Genomic DNA, 20,595 nt, shown 5'->3' with positions numbered 1-20,595 from the left:
AAGTTTCAAAATTAAAGTTATTATATCGATTAAAGTCTACGACTCCGCGCAGACTGACATTTATAATATTCAATAAACAAAATAAAAAGACATCCGCCAAGGCAGATGTCTTTTCAATATATTTATTACTTAACTATTTTTGAGTCGCTTTCACATCGATACCGATCTCAATATCTTTGCTGATCATCCATTCTGCAGGATCTGCTTCAGAAGTACCAAACTTGATTCCCCAATCTGCACGGTTCACCGTAAACTGAGCTTTTACAGCCGCCGATTTATCTGTAATATCCACTTTTGCAGGAAAAGTAACATTCATTGTTTTCCCAAGAAGTGTAAGATTTCCGCTTACAGTTTTGTTAGCCCCTTCTATTGCGTTTTGTGCGCCTGCAGCAAGGTCTTCAACTTTAGTGATCTTAAAATCAGCTGTTGGATTTTTTTCAACATTAAAGAAATCTTCATTCTTTAAATGCCCTTCAAGGTCAGTATGCTTTTTGTCTTTTTCCGTTACAGAAGCGGGATCAACCTTGATTGACGTCATATCAATAACGAAATCACCTGAAGTCAGTTGATTATCAGCCACAGACAATTCTCCGCTAGATACAGAAACCGTACCCCAACGTGGAGCAAATCCTCCTTTGTGGAAAGCCTTCCAATTGACTACAGAAGCGGCTGTATCCACAGCAAAAACATCACCTTGCTTTTCGGCAACATTCTGCTCCTGACCAGCAGCCGTAGTTTCAGTTTTCTTTTCTCCACAAGATGCAAGAAGCAAACCCATACTTGCTAATGCGATTACGCTCAATTTCTTCATTTTTTTAAAGTTTAAATTATTATGATTTGAATTTTGTTTTAAATAAACGGCTCAATCGCCATTCTATTGTTTTGCCTGACAAATCTCCGAAAAAGGATAACACTAATTCTTAACATAGGATAAGAAAATGAATTTATAACAATTAGAACTACGGAAGTCTAGCTAAATATGAATGTAGTATTATATCCCATTAATCTATTTATTCTGTTGGATTTCTATACCAAAAAAAGAGAAACCCGAAAGTTTCTCTTAATGAAGGGCATTTAACCAATTCCTAGCTTATTTTAATAATATTTAAAGTTCATTCTGCACAACCAACCCTTGAGAAGCATTGATCTCATCTTGTGGAATAAGCCATGTCCATCTTTTATCTCCGGCTGGCACCATATCAAGATTATTCGTTACAGCAGACACATGATTTGCTCCGGTTCTGTCCAACGGTAAATTTAGCCTCTTCAGATCTAAAAACCTAAAACCTTCTCCCCACAGCTCTAATCTTCTGCTCGTAAGAATCTCATCAATATATGCTGCCCCAGATTTTGTAGTGCCTGTATATGATGGATTACGATTCATAGTAAATTGATTAAATACAATTTTAGATTCTGCTTCTCTATTAGCCTTTGCTAACGCTTCAGCTTCGATAAGATACATTTCCGCGGCTCTCATAAATGGTATATCACCTAAACTTGTATTATTATCAACAGTTCCATTTGCATCTACAGATAAGAACTTTTGAGAGGTGTAAGGATATTTCTTATATGAATTTGATAAAGATAAAGAAGAATGTACTCCTGTGGGTTCTATTACCTTCGTTCTCACGTCAGTAGAAGGGAACTGAGCATACAGTAGTCTATTCACCACTTTAGGTGCCTGTCTTATCTGAGTTGAATTGTAATTTCTCGACATATATGCCATAAAATTTCCAAAGGATGCAGTAGTTGTTTCAATAGGCTGGTAACCCCAAATCCACTCTGAATTGGAAGAATCATTAAAACCAGATTTATATTGCGTATTAGTCATTAATTCGAATCCCTGCTTAGCTTCATTCGCATAGGCTGCAGCATCGGAATACTTTTCCTGAACCAAAGCCACTCTAGCCATAAGACCTTTTACAACATTGGCATTAAAATGAGATTTATTTGATTTTGCTTTGCCTTTAAGCAAAGCAAAAGACTGTTCCAGATCTGAATTGATTGTTTTATACACTTCTTCTACAGAAGATCTTGGAATAGGATTAAAAGAATCATCAAGCCTTAAAGGAACTCCGGGCTGTGAATTATTAGTACCGGCGATATATCTTTTAGCATAAATTTGAGTAAGCATAAAATAACAATATGCTCTAAAAGCATATGCCTCACCCATCACTTTTTCTTTTAAAACCTGATCACCTTCCAAATTAGGCGCAGCTTTTAAAATAATGTTTGCAATTCTGATTTGTCCGTAATAGAAATCATAAGGATACAATAGATTGCTAGAAGTAGCATTAGCATTGTCTAGCCATCTTAAAGTAGACACAAACCAATTGTTACCCGTAGAAGGAAAAACCACATCTTCCCCCATTACATCCATATAGATCAAAATTCCTGTGGCTCCGGTTTGACCCTGACTATCATTTTGTCTGTAATACATATTCCTATGCATACCGTTGAGTGCAACATTTAAATTGTCAAGACTTGATGTAACCAAAAGTTCACTGGCAGATTCTGTAGGATCTTTCTCTAAGTAATCACTCTCACAAGATGAGAAAATGCTTAGTAAAGAAAGCCCTGAAATTAAAAGTGTTTTATTATTGAATTTCATTTTAATTAAATTTAAAAAGTTGTACTTAAACCAAAAGTTATAATTCTTGCAGGAGAATATCTGTTACTCACCGTACCATTAAAGGTAGAATAAGGTTCCAAACCTTTTCTTTTGCTTGCTAACCAAAGGTTTTCTCCGCTTACGAATAGTTTTAAGCTGCTCATTCCAACACTTTTTACAATATCAGGATTGAAACTATACCCTAAAGCTGCATTTCTTAACATCACATAGCTGGCATCAACCAACCATCTAGAAGAGCCTGCATTAGAAGCAGCAGCAGTGGACGAATTCAGAGCCGGTACATCGGTAATCTGCCCGGGTGTTGTCCAGCGGTTTAAAATATCTACATGTGAAGCCCCACCTTGCGGATAGGCATCCATTAAACTTGCATAGTTTCTATCGTAGATTTTTCCTCCAAACTGATAATTAAAAGAGGCTGAAATCTCCCAGTTTTTAAAGTTAAATGTTGTAGAAAAATTTCCAAAGAAATCCGGTATTGCAGAGCCGTGATAATCATACTTTGCTTTGTTCTGATTGGTAGTTACCAATACACCGTTTACCGTTCTTACGTCATTTTCAGAAGCATCCGGATATAAGCTTTGATCCAGAATAAACAATGGCGAGCCATCTGAAGGATCTACTCCGTACCAAGTTCTCAGCCAAAACGCATACAGATCTTTACCCTCCGAAACTTTTTTAGTTCCGGTAATAAGTTCATTCTGAGAAAGACGGGTAATCTCGTTCTTGTAAGAAGTTCCGTAGGCTGTAAGTGTCCATTTTACATTTTGATTTTTTATGACATCCGCACTTAAAGTGATTTCATACCCTTTATTTATTAAGTCCCCTACATTTCTATCTATGCTATTACCCGGAATACCTGCATTTACAGGAGTTTGAAACGGAAAAAGCAAGGCATTTGTTTTCGAATTATAATACTCTACAGTACCACGAACTCTTCTGTTAAACAATTCAAATTCAAGTGCTATATCCGACTGGACTTTGGTTTCCCAAGTAATCGGAGGATCTCCTACTGTCGTAAGCAATACTCCCGGCTCTGTACCATTGTTATAACCAAAAGAGAACTGGGTTTGGTAAGCATAATTAGTGTCCAAATCATCATTACCTATCTCACCGTAAGATCCTCTCAACTTTAGGAAGTTTACAAATCTATTATCCTGTAAGAAGTTTTCTTTTGATATTACCCATCCTGCACCCGCCGACCAAAAAGACTGCCATCTTACATCCCTAGCAAAACGTGAAGACGCATCCCAACGTATTGATCCTTCTAAAAGATACTTTTCAGCAAAATCATAGTTTACTCTCGAAAACCAGCTTTCTTTTGTCCTTTCTCTCAAATATGAACTTATGGTAGTATTTTCTACAAAGTTTCCAAATTCATAAAAATCGTTCAAAATCTGATCTCTTTTAGAGCCATAGAGGTAATCTCTTTTATAGTCAAAATTTTCGTGTCCTACTAAAGCTGTTAGTTCGTGGTTACCAAAATTTTTGTTATATGTTAATAATTGATTCCATGTAAAATCTCTTGTAAGATACATTGTCCTTGATGCTGACCCTCTTCCTAAGGCATCACCAATTAATTTATTTCCGTAAGTTTTATTCAGTGTTCCCCGAAAATTATAAGCAGCATTAGTTCGGAATCTCAGTTCCGGCAACAGTTTGAATTCTGCATAAACATTAGACTGAATATTATATGCATTGGTTCTGTTTTCATTTAGGAGAGTTTCCCAAATAACATTTCTTCCAGCCGCAGCATCCGATCCTCTTGAAGCACCATTATCATAAAGCACATTTCCATCTACATCATATAATCTTTCGCCGGTAATTGGATCGTGTTGATACGGACTGTAGATAGGACCCATACCTCTTGTCCAAGCATAAGGATTAATATAAGATGAATTGCTTGATTCACCATCTACTGCGTTCGCCGAGTTGGTAATACTACCATTCAAACTTGTTCCTACCTTCAACCAATTTCTTACCTGGGAATCTGCATTAATTCTTAAATTGAGACGTTCAAAATCTGACTTTATGATATATCCATTTTCTTTGGTGTAACCTAACGAACTAAATACTGTACTTTTATCATTACCACCTGAAAAACTGATACTATGATCCTGTCTTAATCCTACATTAACAATATCATCTGCCCAATCAAAATCATTGTAAAGAAGTCGCGCATTTGGATTCAGCATACCATCTACGACTAACTCATTGTCGGGAACATTATTATATACATTAGTTTTCAGATTCTCTGAAATCAGGTTATTTGTAGCCCAAAGGTTGGCGGTTGCTACGGTCTCACCTGGTTTGGCTAATCTTCCGTTACGCATCGCTTCCCAAGCAAGCACATAATAATCTGCCGGTCCTACTCTTTCATATTCTTTCACAAATCTACTGACAATACCTGTACTTGAATTAAGGGTGAATCTTGAGGAGTTTTTCTTTCCTCTTTTGGTGGTTATCATGATAACACCATTTGCAGCGCTTGATCCGTACAGAGCGGTTGAGGACGCATCTTTCAATACATTCATACTCTCAACATCATTTGGGTTAATAGAATTCAGTTCTCCGGGAAAAGGAACTCCATCCACAATAATCAGAGGTGCATTAGACACCAAATAAGAACCTGTCCCCCTGATTCTGATTGATGGGCCATCACCTGGCTGACCGGTACCTGCAGCAATCTGAATACCAGCTCCGGCTCCGTCTAAAGCTTGCATTACGCTAGAAATCGGACGATTTTCGATCTGCTTAGAATCTACCTGCACATTTGATCCAGTCAAAGTAGATTTTTTTTGTACACCATAAGCAACAATGACCACTTCATCAATATCGCTTGTTTTGGTGGAATCTACCTGCGCCATTACAGACTGGCCTGTAAAAAAGATCACGGCAGTAGATAGTAATTTTAATTTCACATTCATGTTAAAAAAAATTTGTTATTAAATACAAATATGTTAATTTATTTTAATAAACAAAAGAAAAGGTTGATAAAATATTAAAATAAGTTAATTTAACACAATTAAACAGCACTAAAACAACATATTAATAAAAGAATAAAATAAATAATAATTTTTATATTAATAGAAAAATTTAACCAATAAAGCAATCTAATATTCAATATTTTGTAAAGATTTTTTAGAAAAAAAAGATAATTGTAAACAAGAAAGATAGTTTACCAATTTTTTCTAGCCATACAATTTCTTTTTTACAGAAACTTTTAATTTACTTTAACACTTTTTTATGTTCAAACAGCTTACCGTCGTTATTCATTTTTGTTTAACTTAACAATCTGAAAAGTAATCGATACAATTTCTCTCATCGTAATTCGCAAAACACTATTTGAAATTCAACACATATGAAAAAAACATTTTTATTCCTTTCAATTTTTATCTTTGGAATTTTATTCCTTACTCAAGAATGAGAACTGAATTTAAACCTGAATGGAATGCACAAATCAATGGCGCAAAATTAAAGCAAAAGAAGAGTTTAATGAATTGACAGAATCAACTCAGGATGATATAAGAAAAATATTATAATCCAATTGAATTAGACAAGGCAATAAATTATCCAAAAGAAAAATAACTACATTAGCAAAATGCAATCATTAACAAAAAAAAAGAGAAACTTCGAGTTTCTCTTTTTATCATTATCCAAATTTCTTTTTCCTCAACCAGAAGAATAAACCTCCCAAAAGTCCGATAATAAACAGCGGAAGCAGCAAATTAAACCATTGCCAGTTGGTTTTTTCATCGTTGATCCGGTGACGGTCGAGAAGACGTTCTTCGATGTTTCGGTTTCTGAGTTCCATCAGATTGCTGTCGTCGAGAAGATAATCTAAAGCATTTCTCAAGAATTGTTCGTTTCCAAATTGTTCATCAGTTAGCATATCTACGCCCAAAGGAAGAGGCTCGCCTTTGATGACTTTATTTCTTCCGACATCTCCGTCTGCAATTACGATCATCTTGTTTTCAGAACTTTGAGCTTTAAAGTTTGGGTAACTTTTTCTTTCAATTCTTGAGGCGTAAGCCGAAGAGAATTTCCCTTCAAGAGCGACTGCGAAAATCTTTGGTGTACTTGGCTTTTCCATTTGTCCGAGACTGTCGACGCTGGCAATTTCTTTTAGCTCAACATAATTCGGAACCTGTTTCAACAATGTTCTTTCGCTTGATTCAAAAAGAACTTCAGTTTTAAATTTCTTTCCTCCTAAAGTATCAATTGAAGTCGGAAATTCAAATTTTACAGGATTGATATTTTTTGTAATCGGATGATTATTTTCAGCAATCCCCAAAGGAAAATAAGGCCACGGAAGACTTGTATATTGCGCGTTTCCTCCAACTTCACCGGTTACCAGTTTAAGCAGGGCAAATTTCTTCACATCTTTTACCAAAGCCGGATTGATTCTTAAGCCATAATTAAAGAAAAAATCGGTCATATTGATATCGATCGGGAAAGGCATTACTTTTTTAGATCTAGTAAGCGTATCCATTTCGGCATTTACAGCGTCGATCATCCAAAGTGTTTTTCCACCATTCATTATGTATTGGTCAAGAATCACTTTTTCGCCATCTGTAAAAGCTTTTCGTGGTTTTGCAATGATCAAAGCGCTCATTTGCTTTAAAAGCGGAAGATCCTGTAAAGTCAGTTCAACATTATTCTTCGGGATTACAGGGCCTGCATCATAACTTTCTAAAGCAAGATCCATGAAACCCTGAAATTCACCCGGCCCAAGCTCGTCTTGATTGACCAAAACTCCAATTTTCTTTCTTTTGGCCGTCGCAACTGTTTTGATATTTGAAACTAAATTGTACTCTAAATTTTCAATAGATTTTCTCAGCTGTTCATCTGCATTGATATTGGCCTGCTGCACCACCAACGGGATAGAAACTCCTCTTTGATTATATTTTACGACCGCATATGGAAACAAAGTGATCTGCGAAATCTTTCCGTCTTTCACGTCCGGAAGCACGGAAGGCTGCATTCCCATTGCCATCAAAGTATCTTGAGACATTTTGGTTTTGATGGGATCGATGAATTTAAAATCTATTTTAGGATTGATCTTCCTGAACTCTTCCAGCATAAATTTAGTTTCGTTCTGCAGCTGTTTGAAGCTTGCCGGAAAATCTCCTTCCAGATAAACATCTACCGTTAAAGGTTTTTTTACCGATTCTAAAATTTTTATAGTGCTTTCTGAAAGCGTGTATCTTTTTTCTTTCGTCAAATCCAATCTGATTCCTGAAAACATCAAAATGATGGCTAAAGGCAAAATCACAAACAGTAAAATTCCGAATGGAGATTTGAATGATATCTTCTTCATATTTTTACTTCTTTTTATTGATAAAATGATTGGACAAAGCTAACGTAAGACCGATAACGAAAACGAAATAAGCAACATCTTTAAAATCGATAAGACCTCTTGTAAAGCCCATGAAATGTTGATAAAAACCTATATTCTGCAAAATAAAATCTGCACCGCCCAACAACTTATAACTTGCAAGCTGCTCGATTCCGAAATACATGATGAAACACATAAAAACGCCCAACAAATAAGCCATAATCTGGTTTTGGGAAAGCGAAGAAGCCAAAATCCCGACTCCTGCAAATGCTGCAATTAAAATAATCAGCCCAAAATAACTTCCGAAGGTCATTCCCAAATCGATATTTCCTTCAGGAACGCCTAAAACGTAAACGGTATAAAGATAAATTAAGGAAGGAATTAAACATAAAATGCCAACAATCCAAACCGAAAAGAATTTCCCAGAAACTAAATCTGAAACTCTTAAAGGCTGTGAAAACAACCAGTTTAATGTTCCTGTCTGCTGTTCTTCAGCAAAAGTTTTCATCGACAATGCCGGAATAATAAACATCAGCAACCAAGGCACCAAAACAAAATAGCTTTGTAAAGAAGCCAAACCGATGTCGAAAATATTAGAATCATTTTCGAAAAAAAACAAAAACAAAGTCGTTATCAGACTGAAAGCCGCAATGATCACCCACGCGCTCCAGTTACCGAAATAACTCCAAAGTTCTTTTTTTAAAATTGCAAACATGTTTTATTAGTTATGAGTTATCAATTATGAGTTATGAGTGACGACTTATAATTCATCACTCTTAACTTATAACTTTTATTTTTTCTTACTTTTATTAACCAGCTTCACGGTCAACATGATTAAAAATACCAAAACGGAAAATCCTGCAATTAATTGCCACCAATATTCAATAACCTGATATTTTAAAATAACGGTAAAAACGACCAGAAATAAAATAAATGTAGCTATTTCATTCGCCTGTCTCAATTTTATATTGGCTGTTTCTAAAGTATTTCCGTTTAGTTTTGTAAGTTCTTTTACTTTTTTCCAGCACCAATAATGATATATTGCCAAACCAATTAAAAAGGTTAATTTTAAGTGAAACCAAGGTGTTTTCATCAACCCGGTATTTAGAAATATCAAAATCAATCCGCAAACCGCCATGATAATTCCGGCCGGAACAGTGATAATATTCCATAATCTGCGCGCCATGAAAGTGTATTGTACTCTTAAAACTTTCTTCTTTTCGTCAGCGAATTCATCGGTATCTTTATAGTACACGAAAATTCTTACGAGATAAAAAATTCCCGCAAAATAACTTACCATAAAAATAATATGCAACGCTTTGATGATGGTATACAGCATCTTAAAAATTTGTTTGCAAAGATAATGATTTTGTTGCTGAACTTTAGGTAAAATGCATTATCAATAGCATATTTGGAAATTTATTTAGGATTTATTGAAATTCAGAATTAAAATTCTAATCCATAATCATCCAGAAATTTATTTTTCATCATAAAAAAAACAGAATTTCCATAAATATAGGAAATCCTGTTTTATTCTACAATTGTAGAGTTGTTTATTTTTAAGAAAATCTCTTAAGAAATCACTCCTAATTCTTTCCCAACTTTTTCAAATCCTGCAATTGCTTTATCCAAATGTTCTCTCGTATGAGCCGCAGAAAGTTGTACTCTGATTCTAGCTTTTTCCTTAGGAACCACAGGATAAAAGAAGCCAATAACGTAAATGCCTTCATCCATCAACTTTTCAGCCATTTTCTGAGCCAATTTTGCGTCGTACAACATCACAGGAACAATCGCTGCGTCACCTTCCGGAATATCAAAACCTTTGGCTTTCATTTCTTTTCTGAAATATTCTGCATTTTCCATTACTTTGTCACGAAGAGAAGTGTCATCCGAAATCATATCTAAAACTTTCAAAGCCGCACCCACAATTCCCGGAGCCAGTGAATTTGAAAATAAATACGGACGAGAACGCTGTCTCAACATATCAATAATTTCCTTTTTTCCGGAAGTAAAACCTCCCAAAGCACCGCCAAGCGCTTTTCCTAACGTTGACGTGATGATGTCTACTCTTCCCATTACTTCATTAGCTTCATGAGTTCCACGGCCTGTTTTACCAATAAAACCTGTCGCGTGAGAATCGTCAACCATTACCAAAGCATCATATTTATCCGCTAAATCACAAACTCCTTTAAGATCTGCAACGATTCCGTCCATTGAGAAAACTCCGTCTGTAACGATGATTTTGAAACGGTGATTTTTTTCTGAAGCCGCAATTAACTGAGCTTCCAAATCTGCCATATTGTTGTTTTTGTAACGATATCTTGCCGCTTTACAAAGACGAACTCCATCGATAATCGAAGCATGATTCAATTCATCTGAAATAATCGCATCTTCTTCTGTAAACAAAGGCTCAAAAACACCACCATTCGCATCAAAACATGCAGCATATAAAATCGTGTCTTCCAAACCTAGAAAGTCAGCAATTTTTTGCTCCAATTGCTTGTGAATATCCTGAGTTCCACAAATAAAACGTACAGAAGACATTCCGTATCCGTGAGATTCTATCATATCCTGAGAAGCTTTCATCACTTCCGGATGGTTTGACAATCCCAGATAATTGTTGGCACAAAAATTTAAAAGCTTTTTTCCGTTGGCCTCAATTTCAGCACTTTGTTGGGAAGTGATGATTCTTTCTTTTTTAAAAAGACCATCATTTTCGATATTTTTAAGTTCGTTCTGTAAATTTTGAAGATACTTTTCAGAGATCATTTTAATAATTTTTTTAGATGTGCTAATTTAAGAAAAAAGGCTATCATTCATGACAGCCTTTTTAATGTAATTTTTGTTATAATTAATTTTTAATAATCTTTTTGTTTTCTATTATTCCGTCTTCATATTTTACCGTTAATAAATAAATGCCTTTACTAAAGCTCTTAATATTTAATTTTGTTTCTTTAGTTTCAATAAGCTTTTTACCAGATAAATCATTAATTGAAACAGCTGAAATCTTTTTATCGGAAGTAATATTCACAATATCAGATATTGGATTTGGATATACTTTTAGATTGGATTTGGCAATAATTTCTTTAGTTCCCAAAACTGCAGAATTAGTAGCATTAATGGAAATATTATCCAAGCTACTTGTTAGGGTGTTCGTTCCTGTATACATATCTATTTCAACAACATCTTTATTTGCCGGTGTAGTATACGGACCATAATTTGTTCCATTTACAGATATCTTCGTTTCACCATTTGTATAATTATAGTATAACGAAATGTTGTACCAAGTATTATTTACCAAATTACCCAAAGATGCGGATTGTGTAGCACCTTCATAATAATAGACCATTGTTTTAGTAGCATGATTATACCATATTGTAGCCAAATTAGTAAAAGTAGCACCTGCATATAAAATAATTGCAGTCACACCAGTACCCGATCCTGAGTGAAAATTAAATTTAACCTCTAAGATATTGTTTCCAGAAGTCCTTGATGTCCATCCAGTACTAATATCTTTATAAATATACATATCTGCGGCGGTAGTTTTTGTAGACTGCAGAGATTTACCATATGTAGCTGCCGTAACTTCAGCTATTTTAGCCTCATTAACGTTGACACTGTCTCCATCTATATTCCAACCTCCTTGAGTTCCTAGATTACCAACAGTATAACCGTTGAAATTGTCATTTAGAATTACTTGCGCAAAAGCAGTTCCCGATAGTACTAAAAATAATAAAAAAAATAATTTATTCTTCATAATTGAAATGGTTTTTGTAAAAATATGAAAATAATTCATTGAAACCAAATAATTATGAATTTATTTTAAACAAAAAAATATAAAGACTTATTTAATTAACAAAAATCTACCTTTTTATGAATTTTATTTTTTTTTCATTTATTGTGAAAATATAAGTTCCTGGAATCAGTTCCGAGATATCTACAGATTTGTTGGGTTGATAAACATCTTTTCTTACTAATTTCCCGTCGATAAAATGGATCGTATAATCCGTGGTTTTATTTATACCTTTCAAATACAATTCATTTTTTGCAGGATTTGGATAAAGCGCAAACTGATCAATATCAATATCTGCTGTACTTAAAGTATTATCCTGCGTTACCGTAGAATTTCTTTCCAGTACTTGATGCTCATAATTAAACTCTACGCCGTTAATTGTAAAAGGTACATTTTCCACAAAATATTGATTATTTGATGTATTGTTCAGAGTGAAATAAGCGGTTTGCCCGCCCGTTCCGGTTACTTTTATCGGCAACGGCATTTCAAAAAAGCTTACTGAAGAATGGCTTTGGGTTTGCCCAGTTCTGAATGTAATCTGATTTCCATTTTGTTTCCATCGGATGTCATAAGTAGGATGCCCCTGTCCATAAATCCAATCATTAAAAAATTCCGTAAAATCTCTTCCTGTCGACTGCAATAATGACGTATTCAAATCTGAAGTTCTTACATAATTATAAGCTAAATTCGGTCTTGCATGATAATCTTTTAAAGCCTGATAAAATACTGTTTCACCCAAAATCCATTTGATCATTCTCACAACATATCCGCCTTTTGCATACGATAATCTGCCGTCAAAAATAGTTCCTACACTTCCTAAATTCGCATCAGGAACATACACACTTCCACCGACATTATTGGTTATAAAATTTTTCTGACCTGATAAATAATTCATAAATTCAGCATTGGTCATCAGCAGTTTTTCGTTGGCTACATGCTCTCCAAAAGTAGCAAAACCTTCGTTGAGCCAGATATCATTCCATACTCCGCAGGTAACTTTGTCACCAAACCATTGATGAGCAAGTTCGTGGGCGATCAGCTGTTTGCTCCAGCCTCCCATGGAAGACATCGTCTGATGCTCCATTCCACCGCCAGCTTCAAATTCCATGTGTCCGTATTTTTCGTTCCTGAAAGGATAAGGTCCAAAAAAAGTCTCGAAAGTATTCATTACTGTTTTTGTCCATTCAATATTGGCCATGCTCGCTGTATTGGCCGCAGTTGTAGGATAAATATAATTCACGAAAGGAAATGGCGGATTTCCCATTGTATCATTAAGCTTAACAAAATCAGTAATTGAAAGTGCGACTAAATAAGCCGTCAAAGGATATTCTGTTCTCCAAAAGGTTAATTTTTTCCCGCCTGTAAGCATTGTTTCACTCATCAGTCTACCATTTGATGCAACATTATATTGAGCAGGCGCTGTCACTTTAATATCAAATTTTTCAATTTTATCATTCAGACTTTGTTTGGTAGGAAACCAATCTTGTGCGCCGTAAGGTTCATTTAAAGTTGAAAGTACTGGTACACTATTTTGAAATCCGTTGAAAAAAGCATTATTATTAGTTGGAGGAGCCCCATTGTAATGTATTGTCAATGAATCTAAAACATTGGCAGGAACAGAAGAAGTAAAATCAATCTTCAATTCTTTGGTTGCCAGCTGCTGAAAGTTTAAATTTTGACCGTGATAAACAACCTGAGAAACCGTTAGCTGATTGCTAAGATCAAAATAAATACTGCTCATCGCCTGATTTGGCTTAAAATGCGAAGTTACAGTTCCTGAAATATTATAAACAGCAGGATCAAGGGCAACTTCCATTCTTTGATATTGCAGATCGTAGTTTAGCGTATTTGGGTTTGTATTGCCTGCAGTCATTTTTGCTGAAAAAGATTTCATCTCTTTTGCGATGAGCCCTTTATTTTCAATATTATTCTGCGCAAACACAAAATTAAATACCAAAAAACTCAAACATATACTGTAAAATTTTCTCATTATTAATAAATTAGGCAATAAAGATAAAAAAAACCTTTTAATCTGAGACTAAAAGGTTTATGATTATGATTTAATATTTTTTAAAGATCTAAAGCCGGCTGAAGAATCTTTTCCATTTTGCTTTTTACCTGGCTCACGGAACCTGCGTAATTATTTACCAATAATGAAAATACCAATGTTTTTCCGGAATTTGTTTTGATATATCCTGCTAAAGTTTTTACCTTATTTAAAGTTCCTGTTTTAGCAAAAATCTGTCCGTTACCTTCACCTAAAAACATACTTTTCAGCGTTCCAGACTGGCCCGCAATCGGCAACGAATTGAAATAGGTTTTATAATATTTTTCATCCATCAAAGAAGTTAAATATTTTACCTGAGAAATCGGAGTTACCTTATTGCTTCTTGACAAACCGCTTCCGTCCATATAATTTAAGCCTTCAATATCAAAAGAAATATCTTTTAAGTGATTGTTAACCACAATTCGACCTGATTCTGAAGTTTGATCACCTATTTTCTGAAAACCAACTGTTTTTAATAATGCTTCCGCCAAAGAATTATCACTTTTCTGATTGGTGTAATAAACAATATCTGCTAAAGTAGGAGATTTATATACAGAAACCATTTTTCTGTTTTCAGGAGTCGCATCCGTCATTTTTGGAATAACTTTTCCTGTAACGCCAACTCCGCTTTTCACTAAGTTTGCACGGAAAGTATTGGCTAAATAAGCCGGAGCATCAGGAAGTTTCGTTGTCAAAACACCATCACCTTCGTACTTTTCTGCATATACCATTTGGTCTGCATAGGGCGAAACGTAGAAATATTTCTTATCAGCTGATGAAAGATTATTTCCTTTCTTTACGATCAGTTTTTCGTTTGCAGGATTGATCTCACGAGTTGTACCAACCGGCAAAAAGTAATTATTGTTTTCTAGCCACACAACATTTTCCGGAAGTCTCGAAATGTTACCTTTGAAAAGCGCTGTCTGAATAATAATATCACCATTTACCTTTTTGATTCCTTCACGAGAAATTCCGCTTACGAAGTCTGAAACAATGTCTCTGTAAGACCATGCACCGGCTTTATTGGTTCCCAAAGACGGGTCGCCGCTGCCTACAATATACAGATTACCATTCAAAACTCCATTTTCATCTATTTCCCCCGAATATTCCAGTTGCGTCATCCAACGATAATTTTCACCCAACAGATGCAAAGCAGTTTCTGTGGTTAATAATTTGGTTGTTGATGCAGGAACGAGGGGAATATTTTCGTTATACGAAGAAATAATTTTATTCGTTTTTGGGTCGTACACTACAAATCCCCAACTTGCATTTTTCAGCACGGGATCTGTCATCATTGTGTTTACATTAATATCTACAATTTCTTTGGCTGACAAAACAGCTTTTTCAACTGCGGCAACAGGTGAAGGAAGATTTAAGCCGGTTTTTTTATCGAAATCCTGAGAATAAAGAACTGTAGAAACGGTAGATTGTGCAAGGAAAAATCCTGAAGCCAACACCGCTATACCTGAAATATATTTTCTGAAATTTACCATCAATTTTTTCTTTTTGTTATATTTTGGATACCTTAAAAGATGATTAGTTAAATCATTTGGTAAAACACAAACATATAATAAACGGTCAAATGTAGATATTATTGTTAGAAAACAGCTTACAAAAATATATTAAAGCTCTATAAACTTTGTTAAAATTTGTTAAAAATCTACAAAAACACCTTTTTTAATGCTTTGATAAGCAGTGATTTCGTCAAATTCTTTCAAACTTAGCAAAACCATGCTTTTAAAATTTTCATAGTTTTTACCACGCGGAAGCTTAAGCAGGATTTGGAACTGATACAAATTATTAAGTTTTGCTATTTGCGCTTTTTCCGGACCTAAAACACAATCTTCGGGAAGATATTTTCGTAAAATTGAGCCCAAAAATTGGGAAGCACGGTTTACTTTATCTTCTTTTCTGTGTTTCAATTCAATCATTATTAATTTTGTGAAAGGTGGGTAATGAAATTTCTGGCGTTCGGTTAAAAAATATTTATAAATTTTTGAAATATTATTCATTTTAATCAACTGAAAAACAGAATGATCCGGATTGAAAGTCTGAATAATTATTTTGCCGTTTCCGGAAACTCTTCCGGCTCTTCCGGAAACTTGGGTAATCAATTGATACGCACGCTCTTCCGCCCGAAAATCCTGAACATACAACATCGAATCCGCTTTAGGAATCGCCACCAACTCAATATGATCAAAATCTAATCCTTTGGAAATCATTTGAGTACCGACAACAATGTCCGTTTCCCGATCTTCAATTTTTTCGTATAATTTTTCGTAAGCAAATTTCTTACGCATCGAATCTACATCCATTCGATCAACCTCGTTTTCAGGAAATAATTTGGAAACTTCTTCATGAATCTGCTCTACGCCAACGCCTCTTTCGTTCAGATTTTCGGAATGACATTTCGGGCAAACTTTTGGCTTTGAAGCTCGCTGACCGCAATAATGACATTTCATTTCGTTGGCGGCTTTATGATACGTCATTACCACGTCGCAATTGGAGCAATAATTGACGTAGCCACATGTTTCACATTCAATTACATTGGCGTAACCACGGCGGTTGTGAAGCACAATTGCCTGATTTTTTTCGTCTAAAGTTTTTTTGATTTCATCAATGAGCTGCAAAGAAAAATTGCCTGAAACTTTTTTGGTTTCCTGAGCTTCTTTAAAATTGATCAATTCATATTCGGGCAACTTTACATTTCCGAATCTTTCTTCAAGAAAAACATATTTCATTTTATCTTTTCGTGCTCTGTAATAGCTTTCTACGGAAGGCGTTGCAGAACCCAAAATCACTTTTGCGTTATAAAAATTCGCCAATATCAAAGCCGAATCTTTTGCATTAAAAAAAGGCGAAACTTCTTTTGGCTTGTAAGCAGAATCGTGTTCTTCATCAACAATAATCAATCCTAAATTTTGATAAGGCAAAAACAAAGCATTCCGTGTTCCGATCAGGATTTTAATATCATTTTGCTTAATTCTTCGCCAAATTTCTACACGTTCAAAATCTGTTAATTTTTGATGATAAAAACCAATTTGTCTACCGTATTTTTTTTCTAATCTTTGGGTAATCTGCTTTGTTAAAGAAATTTCGGGAAGCAAAAAAAGTACATTTTTTCCTTCATTGATGGATTCCTCGATTTTTTCCAGATAAATATGTGTTTTTCCGGAAGAAGTGACACCGTGAAGCAGAACATTTTTGCCTTCTTCAAAAGCTTCATCAATTTCAGTTTTTGCAGCTTTTTGTAATTCGGAAAGTTCCTCAATTTCTTCGATTTCGCCTTCATAACTTTCGATTCGGTCTTTTTGCAGATAATATTCTTCTATCAGATTTTTATCTGCTAAAGATTTAAAATGCGAACTTCCAAAATATCCGTCTTCAAAAAGCGTAGATTTCTTTATTTGCAGTTCGGGATTTTCTGTTTGCTTTTCTAAAATATGAAGAAAAAGATCTTTTTGTTTTGGCGCTTTATTAAGCTTTAAAAGTATTTCCGTCAAATTTTGATTGCTTAAAACCTCATCTTTAATTTTAACAAAAGCAACTTCTTTGGCCTTATATTTTTCAGCAATTTTTTCATCAATTTCAATATATTGAAGATCAATCAGCGAATTGATGGTTTTTACAATATCTTTTTTAGGAATAAAAGCCTCAATATCGGTAAGATTGATAAGCTGTCGAACTTCCAAAGCCTGAATGAGATAGATTTCGTTGACATCAAGATTTTCAAAATCAACCGTTACATTTGGCTTTAATTTTAAATAAGTTTCACTTTCAAGCTTTAAAGAAGACGGAAATGCAAAGCGGTAAATTTCGCCCAAACTACACAAATAATAATCTGAAAGCCAGTTCCAGAACTGAATCTGCTCTTTCGGAACAATAGGAAATTCATCCAAAATGCTGATAATTTCTTTTGCTACAAAATTTTCGGGCGCATTGTCGTGAATCTCAAAAATAATTCCCGTGTAGATTTTTTTTCCTCCAAACGGAACCAAAACCCGCATTCCGACCTGAATTACAGACAGCAAATCAACCGGAACTTTATATGTGAAAGAACCTTTTAAGTTTAGCGGTAAAACGATTTGGGCGTAGTTCAAGGGAAATATTTAAAGTGTAAAATTAGATTTTTCTTTAGAGAACTGCAATATTTTGTTGAGAGTAAAAATGCTGAAAAGTCTTTGTCATTCTGAATGCAACGAAGTGGAATGAAGAATCTTTAACATAATTGAGATTCCTCCTTTGTCGGAATGACAAATATACTGCTTAATTAATTGTATCCCACAAACTCATCACTTCAATTTTTTCCAAAGGTTTTGAAAGCTTTATTCTTTTTGAGCTTCTTGGTAACAAATCAAAAAAATTGTCACTAAAATGTACATCACCAATTAAATAAACGTCTTTGGCCAAAACATCGGTTGAAATTTCTATTTCTGTTGCAGAGATCTTCTTGATTGTGATATTTGGTTTTGTAAGTTTTAAATCCTTTGGTTTTACAAAGAAATAATTGCTTTCGGCAATTATTCTTTCGTTATTATGTTTTAAAGTTAATTTCAAAAAAACTTCGTTTTTATTTGAATCCTGAATTAAATTTTTAGTTTTAATCGGATCAAATTTCACAATTCCATCCAAGATTTTTCCATTCGGAACAGTTGAAATTTCATTCAATATTTCACCATTAAATTTTACAACCTGAATTTCAACAAAAATATCTTCAAACTTCCTCAAACCATCATTAATTCCATAAAAATTCAGAATTCCATCTTTTTCTTCCGTTAAAATCACCTGATTTTCAAAGCTTCTTTTGATCTGATAATGCAATGCTTTCCAGTTTCCCAAATAATCAATCGAAGACCACGAAACCACCGGCCAGCAATCATTTAATTGCCAATACAAAGTTCCCATATTGTAAGGTTTTGAACGGCGATGCGCTTCAATTGCAATCTGCATTCCACGTGCCTGAAGCAATTGCGAAACGTAATTATATTTCACAAAATCTGTCGGAATCTTATAATCACGCTTCATATATAAATTGATGATTTCCCAACCTCGTGCGTGCTTTTCGTGGGCTTTAATAGTTCCGTTTTCTAAGCTTAATTCCGGCCTTCCCGAAAACATATATTTTGTTGTTTCCAAGCTCGGCATTCCCTGAAAGCCATATTCAGAAGCAAATCTCGGAACTTTTTCGTTGTAAATTTCAAACGGTTGTTCACCCCACCAAACGCCCCAATAATGTGAATCTCCTTCGGTCAAACTTTCTTTGTGACCCAACCGATTGATGGTGAAGTCGGCCAATAAATCGCTTTATCTTTTGCGGCAACTTCATTGATTGTGTTTGGAATAACTTCGTGAAAAACCTTCTTATAATCTTTCCAAACCTGCAGAGAATCTTCCTTTGAATATTTGAATTGTTTCTGATAACCCCAATTGACAATGGCTTCATCAACTTCATTATTTCCGCACCACAAAGCAATTGACGCATGATTTTGAAGGCGGTTAATTTGATCTTTCACCTCTTCTTTTACGTTGTTTAAAAATTTTTCATCAGACGGATAAAAGCTTCCCGCAAACATAAAATCCTGCCAAACTAAAATTCCGTTTTCATCGCAGGCTTTGTAAAATTCGTCGTCTTCATAAATTCCGCCGCCCCAAACACGGATCATATTCATGTTGGCTTCTTTAGAATCTTTGATTAATTTTTGATACTTTTCTTTTGTAATTCTTGGCGTAAAACTATCCGACGGAATCCAGTTTGTTCCTTTTATGTATAACGGATTTCCATTGACTTTAAAATAAAATGATTTTCCTTTTTCATCTTTTCTCTGAATCAATTCAACCGTCTTTAAACCAATTCGTTCAAGTTTATCATCTAAAATTTTTGATTTTTTTTGTAAAGCAATTTTAATATCATATAAATTCGGGTCGCCCCAACCATTTGGTTGCCAAAGTTTTGGATTTTTGATTGTAAAAGGAATCTGAATTGTATTTTCTCCTTTTTTTAATTGAATATTTGCTTTTTTATTGTTAATCGAAATAGAATATTTCCCTTCTTTTTCAGCAACAATTTCTGCTTGGATATTTAATTCTGCTTTTTGTTTTGTTAAACTTTTTTGTTCGATTTTTACGTTTTCAAGTTTAGCGTCATTCCAGAAATTCAATTTTACATCTTTCCAGATTCCGGCTGTAACCAATCTCGGTCCCCAATCCCACCCGAATTGATATTGCGCCTTTCTCACAAAGCTTCTTGGCGATTCAGGCATTGTAAAAGAAACTTTTTTTGCTAATTCTTTCCCAACATTTACCGAAGATTTGAATTTTATTTGTAATAAATTTTCGCCTATTTGTAAATTATGTTTAACAGGAATTTTCCATTTCCTGAACATATTATTTGTTGTTATCAATAATTTTCCGTTCAGGTAAATTTCTGAAAAGGTGTCTAATCCGTTAAAAATCAAATCAATATTATGATTTTCAAATTCTTTTCCTGAAATATTAAAATTGGTCTGATAATCCCAATCTTCATTTTCTATCCATTGGACTTTTTTTTCATTTTCATCTTTATAAGGATCAGCAATAATTTTATTATTCATCAAATCCAAATGAACAGTTCCGGGAACCGTGGCGATCATCCACTTTTGTTCTTTTGAATTTTTGAATTCCCATTTTTCGGACGATAAATTTCGTTCCGAAAACTGCGAAAACAATACATTTTGAATGAAAAGGAAAAAGACAAGTATAGATTTATTCATCAATAGATTGATTTATGAATTTTAAATTTTAAACGTACG

At 34.4% G+C, this 20,595-nt stretch carries 13 protein-coding genes; all 13 read right to left on the bottom strand.

Annotated elements, in window-relative coordinates; translation table 11 throughout:
* Positions 1–133: 133 nt before the first annotated feature.
* The 13 genes from AC6CHK_RS05065 to AC6CHK_RS05005 all read right to left on the bottom strand — a co-directional run bounded on the left by AC6CHK_RS05065 (position 134) and on the right by AC6CHK_RS05005 (position 20,556).
* Positions 134–811: a YceI family protein gene (locus AC6CHK_RS05065; protein ID WP_498094175.1), complete on the bottom strand. Its 678-nt coding sequence runs from the start codon at positions 809–811 to the stop codon at positions 134–136.
* 294 nt (positions 812–1,105) lie between these two features.
* Positions 1,106–2,611, bottom strand: coding sequence for a RagB/SusD family nutrient uptake outer membrane protein (locus AC6CHK_RS05060; RefSeq protein WP_498094173.1), 1,506 nt, complete (start codon positions 2,609–2,611; stop codon positions 1,106–1,108).
* 11 nt (positions 2,612–2,622) lie between these two features.
* Positions 2,623–5,556, bottom strand: a complete 2,934-nt coding sequence (locus tag AC6CHK_RS05055) for a SusC/RagA family TonB-linked outer membrane protein (RefSeq protein ID WP_498094171.1) — start codon at positions 5,554–5,556, stop codon at positions 2,623–2,625.
* 725 nt (positions 5,557–6,281) lie between these two features.
* Positions 6,282–7,949 carry a gliding motility-associated ABC transporter substrate-binding protein GldG gene (gene gldG, locus AC6CHK_RS05050; RefSeq protein WP_498094169.1) on the bottom strand — a complete coding sequence of 556 codons (1,668 nt, stop codon included), beginning with the start codon at positions 7,947–7,949 and terminating at the stop codon, positions 6,282–6,284.
* 4 nt (positions 7,950–7,953) lie between these two features.
* Positions 7,954–8,682, bottom strand: a complete 729-nt coding sequence (locus tag AC6CHK_RS05045) for an ABC transporter permease subunit (RefSeq protein WP_498094168.1) — start codon at positions 8,680–8,682, stop codon at positions 7,954–7,956.
* A 75-nt stretch (positions 8,683–8,757) separates the two neighbouring features.
* Positions 8,758–9,306, bottom strand: a complete 549-nt coding sequence (locus tag AC6CHK_RS05040) for a CopD family protein (protein WP_498094166.1) — start codon at positions 9,304–9,306, stop codon at positions 8,758–8,760.
* A 233-nt stretch (positions 9,307–9,539) separates the two neighbouring features.
* A complete protein-coding gene (gene kbl, locus AC6CHK_RS05035) occupies positions 9,540–10,736 on the bottom strand; it encodes a glycine C-acetyltransferase (protein ID WP_498094164.1) in 1,197 nt (398 codons plus the stop codon).
* An 82-nt stretch (positions 10,737–10,818) separates the two neighbouring features.
* Positions 10,819–11,724, bottom strand: coding sequence for a T9SS type A sorting domain-containing protein (locus AC6CHK_RS05030; protein ID WP_498094162.1), 906 nt, complete (start codon positions 11,722–11,724; stop codon positions 10,819–10,821).
* 106 nt (positions 11,725–11,830) lie between these two features.
* On the bottom strand, positions 11,831–13,750 hold the full coding sequence (locus tag AC6CHK_RS05025) for a M1 family metallopeptidase (protein WP_498094160.1): 1,920 nt from the start codon (positions 13,748–13,750) through the stop codon (positions 11,831–11,833).
* Positions 13,751–13,830: 80 nt separating this feature from the next.
* Positions 13,831–15,300: a D-alanyl-D-alanine carboxypeptidase/D-alanyl-D-alanine endopeptidase gene (gene dacB / locus AC6CHK_RS05020; RefSeq protein ID WP_498094158.1), complete on the bottom strand. Its 1,470-nt coding sequence runs from the start codon at positions 15,298–15,300 to the stop codon at positions 13,831–13,833.
* Between the two features lie 159 nt (positions 15,301–15,459).
* Positions 15,460–17,907 (bottom strand): replication restart helicase PriA, encoded by a 2,448-nt coding sequence (gene priA, locus AC6CHK_RS05015; RefSeq protein ID WP_498094156.1) that lies wholly within the window; start codon positions 17,905–17,907, stop codon positions 15,460–15,462.
* A 166-nt stretch (positions 17,908–18,073) separates the two neighbouring features.
* Positions 18,074–19,102: a glycoside hydrolase family 2 protein gene (locus AC6CHK_RS05010; protein ID WP_498094154.1), complete on the bottom strand. Its 1,029-nt coding sequence runs from the start codon at positions 19,100–19,102 to the stop codon at positions 18,074–18,076.
* Positions 19,057–20,556 (bottom strand): glycoside hydrolase family 2 protein, encoded by a 1,500-nt coding sequence (locus AC6CHK_RS05005; RefSeq protein ID WP_498094153.1) that lies wholly within the window; start codon positions 20,554–20,556, stop codon positions 19,057–19,059. Before AC6CHK_RS05005 ends, AC6CHK_RS05010 begins: the two co-directional genes overlap by 46 nt.
* Between the last annotated feature and the right edge of the window lie 39 nt (positions 20,557–20,595).

The sequence above is a fragment of the Chryseobacterium sp. GQ58 genome, assembly GCF_059758895.1.
Note: the sequence above shows the minus strand (reverse complement) of the source record. Positions and strands in the feature narration are given on the sequence as shown.